The sequence below is a fragment of the Alkalimonas sp. genome, from assembly GCF_020831925.1.
In the GTDB taxonomy this organism is placed as follows: domain Bacteria; phylum Pseudomonadota; class Gammaproteobacteria; order Enterobacterales; family Alteromonadaceae; genus Alkalimonas.
Map to the genome: position 1 here is coordinate 55,606 of NZ_JAFIFQ010000016.1, position 6,182 is coordinate 61,787.

Annotated in this window: 6 protein-coding genes and 1 pseudogene; 1 reads left to right on the top strand and 6 read right to left on the bottom strand. The window is 51.4% G+C overall.

What is annotated here, in order from left to right:
- The 3 genes from JJU14_RS07105 to JJU14_RS07115 all read right to left on the bottom strand — a co-directional run bounded on the left by JJU14_RS07105 (position 1) and on the right by JJU14_RS07115 (position 1,872).
- Positions 1-528: a cytochrome b gene (locus JJU14_RS07105; protein WP_228612014.1), complete on the bottom strand. Its 528-nt coding sequence runs from the start codon at positions 526-528 to the stop codon at positions 1-3.
- The gene (locus JJU14_RS07110) at positions 521-1,516 is read right to left on the bottom strand and encodes a catalase family peroxidase (RefSeq protein WP_228612017.1); all 996 of its coding nucleotides are present in this window, start codon (positions 1,514-1,516) and stop codon (positions 521-523) included. The genes JJU14_RS07105 and JJU14_RS07110 overlap by 8 nt, the downstream gene beginning before the upstream one ends.
- Before the next feature lie 95 nt (positions 1,517-1,611).
- Entirely contained in the window at positions 1,612-1,872 is a 261-nt protein-coding gene (locus tag JJU14_RS07115; RefSeq protein ID WP_228612019.1) for a helix-turn-helix transcriptional regulator, read from the bottom strand.
- A 183-nt stretch (positions 1,873-2,055) separates the two neighbouring features.
- Between JJU14_RS07115 and JJU14_RS07120 the strand changes: the two genes are divergently transcribed.
- Entirely contained in the window at positions 2,056-3,222 is a 1,167-nt protein-coding gene (locus tag JJU14_RS07120; RefSeq protein ID WP_228612021.1) for a MerR family transcriptional regulator, read from the top strand.
- A gap of 277 nt (positions 3,223-3,499) precedes the next feature.
- On the opposite strand, the gene JJU14_RS07125 is transcribed toward JJU14_RS07120, so the two are convergent.
- The 3 genes and pseudogenes from JJU14_RS07125 to JJU14_RS07135 all read right to left on the bottom strand — a co-directional run.
- Entirely contained in the window at positions 3,500-4,555 is a 1,056-nt protein-coding gene (locus tag JJU14_RS07125) for a peptidase M42 (protein ID WP_228612023.1), read from the bottom strand.
- A 369-nt stretch (positions 4,556-4,924) separates the two neighbouring features.
- Entirely contained in the window at positions 4,925-5,506 is a 582-nt protein-coding gene (locus tag JJU14_RS07130; protein WP_228612025.1) for a nucleotidyltransferase domain-containing protein, read from the bottom strand.
- A gap of 152 nt (positions 5,507-5,658) precedes the next feature.
- Positions 5,659-6,182: pseudogene (locus JJU14_RS07135) on the bottom strand (glycine dehydrogenase (aminomethyl-transferring)); the annotation flags it as partial.

Sequence of the window (6,182 nt, forward strand, 5' to 3'; positions counted from 1 at the left end):
CTATTTTCGGACCATACTGCGAAACACCCCATCCCGCTGAATCAGACCGTGATAGAGCGCTGCCAGAATATGCACCACTATCAACAGCACCAACAGCAGCGCTGCCCAGCCGTGCATTTCGCGGAACAAGCCGTACAAGGCTAAATCGGTGTTTAGCAAGGTTGGCAGCGGCAGCCCAAACAGGCTCAGTGGCCGGCCAGCAGCGTTTTGCATTAAATAGCCGGATAGCGGCATCACGAACAACAACACATAAAAGCCAAATTGCGTTAGCTTTGCCGCCAATTGCTGCATTTTCGGCACAGTATCCGGCAACTTCGGCGTTTCTGAACGTAGACGGATAATAAGGCGTATCACAATCGCCAACAAGGCAATCACCCCCATGACTTTGTGCCAGGCCAGCAGTTGCTGCTGCCAGGGTCCCAGTGACTTGACCATGGTCAAACCGGCAAATAGCAGGCTAAGCACTAAAGCCGCCATCAACCAGTGCACTACCCGCATGGAAAGGGGATACGTATGCGGCTTATTCATCAGCACCTCCGGCAACTTGCTGCATGAGTACTTCGCGGGCACGGCGCCGGTGCGACTCGGCATAGGCGGCTGCGCGGGCGCGTAGAATCGGGTCTGCCGATGGCGCAAAGCCTACCGGCAGCACCAGGGGATCAAAGTTAAGCGCATTACAGGCTCCCCCTTCCTGCACGCTGGCTTGTTCAATCACTATAGTACCGGCACTGAGCTGCGGGTTGGTTTCCGGCCAGGGAATAGTGGCATCAGCCGGATTATCGTTGGCAGTTGCCAGGGTAAACTGCACATCAAAGCGGACCGGCCCTTGCTGTAGCCGTCTGAAAAACTCTTGCTGCAAGGCATCGGGCGCCTCTTCGTCCGCAATGACGCCAGCATCATCCGTCAGTGGCACGGCCGCCCAGCGCACTGCTTGCTGTTTGCCTTGCTGGTCAACCAGATAAAACGCATTAATGCTATGGTAACGCTCAGTGGCGTAGCTTTGGGTTGGCTGATAGTGGCTGCGCCACTCTAAAAAATGCGCGGTTTCCGGATGATCAGCAAAAAACTGCGGAACGGTATTGGTTTGAATGGCTAACAGCTGTTGGAAAAACTTTTCCGGCGTCGCTACCGCCATCACCGGCGGTGTATTCATCGCAGTGCGCCATTGATGCACTGTGTCAGGCAAAATGGTTAGGGCCAGGCTTCTGACCGGCGCGCGCAAATCAGGTGCAGTTGGGTTACTACCGGCAATAGAAATACGGCCAATAAAGGGGTAACTACCGTGTTGTAATGCTTTGGCACTGGAGTAAGCCGCTAACTCACCGGAGGCTTGAAATTCGCCACTGATGCAAAAACCATTCGCATGAGCGCGCCTGAAACCCGCCTGAATTTGGCTGCCTTGTTGCAAATTGACAAAATCCTGAGCACTCACCGGTGCCCGCCCACTAAAATGAACCGCATAGACTGCAGCCGCCACGACGGTTCCCGCCGCAGCAGCAAATATAAAATATCGCATACGCATGACTTCTTTTTGTTAGAAATTCGGATGGCGCAAGAGGCCAGTAGCTTAGTACGCTCTGGTGGGAAAAGTGATCAATAAAAAGATATCAACTAAGCCGCAGATTCGCTTTCGATATCCCAGCCGGGGAATACCAATACCGCCGGGTGGCAACGCAAGGCTTTGGCCAGCACTTTTGCCCGCTCCACACCAAGCCGTACCCGATTGTTTTCAATGGCTGAGAGCGTTGATTGCGGAATGCCAGTTAAAGCAGCCAGTTCATTTTGACTGAGCGCTTGCAGCTCACGTAGGATCCGCACCGAGTCACCAGTGCTTAAATCCAGCCGTGTTTGTGCTTTTTGGTAATCGCTCATGATTTCCTCCGGTAATCGTGTGGACTCACCCGGCCAAGCCACAACTTAGTCCGACCAATTTGTAAAATTATGGTCAGTAGAGCCATTAATTGCCAGCTGTTGCACTATTAAACACACGTCATGGCTTGACCCGTCTATAACTTTACAGTTTATGCTGCAACTTCTTTGGTAAAGGAACCAGCGATGTATCGAATATCTGAACTGGCCCAACTGGCCGGACTATCGCGTACCGCTTTGTTGTATTACGAAAAGCAGGGATTGTTGCGCGCGCAACGACAAAGTAATGGCTATCGGCTTTATAGCGAGCAAGACAGGCAGCGACTGTATTTGTTGCAACAACTGCAGGCGGGTGGCTTGTCGCTTAGCGAATGCAAAGCCTGCCTTGATGCCAAATTAAACCATGACTTGCTGCAAAAGCGTCTGCAGAAATTGGATCTCGAAATAGCGCAAAAACAGCAGGCGCGGCATTTGCTGGCAAGCTTGTTAGGGCATTCCACGCTGCGGGCCTGGCATCAGGCCATTGATAAAGCAGCGCCGGATGCTCATTTATCCTGGTTAAAACAGCAAGGTTTCAACGAAAAAGAAGCCTTGCGCTTAAAATGGTTATCACACGATATGAACGAACACGAACAGTACATGGCAGACTTTATGGCCGTCTACCAGGGTTTAAACTATTGGGCTCCAGGCAGTGCAGAGGATACCTTACGAGCGCTGGCACTGCTGACACCACCACCTGCCACCCTGCTGGAAATTGGCTGTGGCAAAGGCATCGCCACCACCCTGTTGGCTGAGCATACCACGGCAAGCATCACCGCAATTGACAACGAGCCCAAGGCGCTTGAGGCTTTGCAGCATCAACTGGAAAAACTTGGGTTAACCAAACGGGTATCGCTACTTTGCGCCAGCATGACGGAGCTGCCTTTTGCCGAACAAAGTTTCGATGCGATCTGGTCGGAAGGCTCAGCCTACATCATGGGGCTGGTGCAGGCGCTGAACTACTGGAAGACATTCTTAAAACCTGGCGGCTATCTGGTGCTGAGTGAGCTGGTCTGGCTGACGGATACGCCAAGCCCCGAAGCGCGTGATTTCTGGCAGCAAGGCTACCCGGATATGCAAAACATTGCCTCCTGCATCAAACGAATGCAGGACGCAGGCTATCAAGTGGTGGATCAGTTCTCACTCAGCGACCAGGCCTGGCAGAATTACTACCAGCCGCTACAAGAACGCATTGATGCCATGAAACCGCAGCTGGCAAACTCTCGGGCGCTGCTGGATAGCCAGCAAGAAATCAACATCTACCGGCAGTATGGTGCTGAGTTTGCTTATCAGATGTTTGTGCTGCAACGCTAGCACTTGGCTTAACCTCCTGCACAGATAAATCCTACTGAAATAGGATCAACTGATTTTCAACCGTCCATAGGGTCATATATCTTAACCCAGTAGGATATATGACCATTCAGATTAAAAACTAACCGCCAACTTACTTCAAAAGGATTTTAAGCCCAAAAAGCAGTTTTATCCTGAAGCCAGGAGGGTGTTCAATATCCTGTGTTAGCCAAGGCACTGAGCAAAGGTTAATTTGTATCTGACCCCGATATTTTGACCCCGATATTTCTAGGGTCAAAATTCACGAAACCAGGCCTGCCAGACGCTTAAGCAGTGTCAGAAATGCCTCACAGGATGTCAGTGACGCTGTTTCTTCCATGGTATGGTAGCCGGTCGTGGGGATCTGTAGTGTGGTACCGGTGACTGCGCCCGCTGAGGCGGCGATAATCCTGCCCATTTCGGTACTGCCAAGTGACTGAGCAGATTGCCCGGGTGCTAACAACGCATTTTTCTGTTCAATGTATTCATCCTTGAAGCTGTAACTAACCCCTGATGCCTGGCACAAGCCGGCCAGTGTGTCGGTCAGTTGCGCATCGAAACTGGCGTTGGCGTCTTTGTGTCGCAATACCAGTTGCTGGCGATCGGCCTCCTTTCTGTCCGGGTACGGGCTGGTATCCACCACGACCAGCCGGTTGGTGGTATTCCCAAAGCGCCGGAACCATTCCAGCAGATAGCGCCAGCTCTTCCCTGCCTCTTCCTGTGCCGTAAAAAAGGCGGTGCCCTGAAAACCTAAACTGAACAAGTGCACCAAATAAGCTGCAGTTAGCACGTTATCCAGCTGACCACTGATGCTGTCAGTACCAATTCTGAGTTTGTCGGCGAAAGCCACCGGCGTACCGGCCACCAAATGCGACATTCCCTCCAGGGTGAAAATCAGGTTGTTACGCCGCTCACAGACATAACTAGATGCAATTTTACCGCTACCGCGGTAGGCACCAGACCAGGGCTCATACGCCATCACTGGCGTAGTATCAAAGCGGTCAACAATTTTATTGATCAGCTGCTCGGATACAGAGTTTCCCAGCAAATCGGAGCGGTTTCCTGCCACAAAAGCAGCATACTGAAATTCATCGGGACCCGTGCAGATAAGCCCGTGCCGATCAATATGCGCAGAGAACATGGTGCTAAAGGGCGCATTGCCCTGTGCAACCAGTAAGCCTTCATACCAGGTAACCTGCGCGCCGCGCTCTTCCAGTTCCCGTTGCAGCACCCTGAAAAAACTATGTTCAGCACCCACCACACTGGGCTCGCGGATTAATATTTTCAGTAAATCCAGCAGTTCATTTAACTCAGTCATGGTCGTATCCGGACAGAAAATTATGGTGCTATATTCAGGCCAATCGCCGCTCCATGCAAAAAAATCTGCTTTTACGGGGATTTTGCGGAGTGTCTGACTTTATCCGTCTCCGCGTTAACCTCTCGCTAAGAAAATAACTAATGGGATCAGATCAAAATCTTCGCGACGAACCTTGACCGCACTCGTTGACCTTTACATCGTCGATGCAGGTCACGGTTGGCCAGCATCGAGTCAGCCATTCTCGTGACCTGTAGACATTAACCAAGACCGTGTCATCACCAGCAGTTGCTTTGCCTGTAAAATACATTCTTCGACAGCCCCATCCTCTACCAAATCACCTGAATAATCGGTGATATCTTGCCTATCAGATTATCTAACGTCATCCATGCTCCCCACTATAGGTAGCAAAGGATCGGCCATCAATTGCCGAATAAAACCAGACTGCCCCGCAACGGCTTTGTGCCATTCCTGCAGAGAATATAGTTTAGGATTGATCTCACGGCCAAGCTCTTGCTGCGCTGGATACAACGCTTTCACTGCGTCAGCAAAACTAAGATTACCAATCAGTAATACATCAACATCGCTGCTAGCTGTTGCTTTACCGCTGGCAACAGAGCCGTAGACTGCTGCAAACTCCAACTGTGTGGTCAGAGGCTGCAAAGCAAGGCGCACTATGTCTGCTAAGCCACTGGTTTTACGCATAATACTGGCAAGTTCTTCAAAGATCACACAACTGGTATCGGCCTGATAACACAGCTGGTTGCCTTGCATGGCTTTTTGCAAAATGCCAGCGTCTGCCAGTTTTGTCAGCTCTTTATGCAAGGTACCGGCTTGTGTATTGGTTAAGCGGGCAATTTCACGCACATGATAAGACTCATCAGGGCGCAGCAATAACAAAGCCAGCACCTTACGACGGTATTCTTTAAACAAAAGATCAGCAAGCAACGACATAGCCATCTCACAATGAAGCCAAATAAGCTACAAATGTAGCTATTATGGCTTCACCTGTCAATAATGAAGCGAATGGCTGGCCCCCGAATCACTAAGCAAAACCCCAGCAGGAGCTGGGGTTTTGAGTTCAGAGCGTTGCTGGTAAGCCTGGCTTAACGATACGCTTCCGGGCTTGGGCAGGCGCAGATCAGGTTGCGGTCGCCGTAGACGTCGTCGATACGGGTCACGGTTGGCCAGAACTTGTTCTCGGCAACAAAAGCAGCCGGGAAAGCGGCTACCTGACGGTCGTAAGCGCGGTCCCAATCGTTGCTGAAAATGTCCTGCATGGTATGCGGGGCGAAATGCAGCGGGTTGTTGTCCAGTGCCCACTCGCCCGACTCTACTTTAGCGATTTCAGCGCGAATAGTAGTCATGGCTTCAATGAACTTATCCAGCTCGGCTTTGCTTTCCGATTCGGTTGGCTCAATCATCAGGGTACCGGCGACCGGGAAACTCATGGTTGGTGAGTGGTAACCAAAGTCCATCAGACGCTTGGCGATGTCCATCTCGGTAACACCAGAGGCTTCTTTAAGCGGACGAATATCAATGATGCACTCGTGTGCAACCCGGCCGTTGCTGCCACGGTACAGTACCGGGAAGTGCGGGTCCAGTTTCTTGGCCATGTAGTTGGCACTTA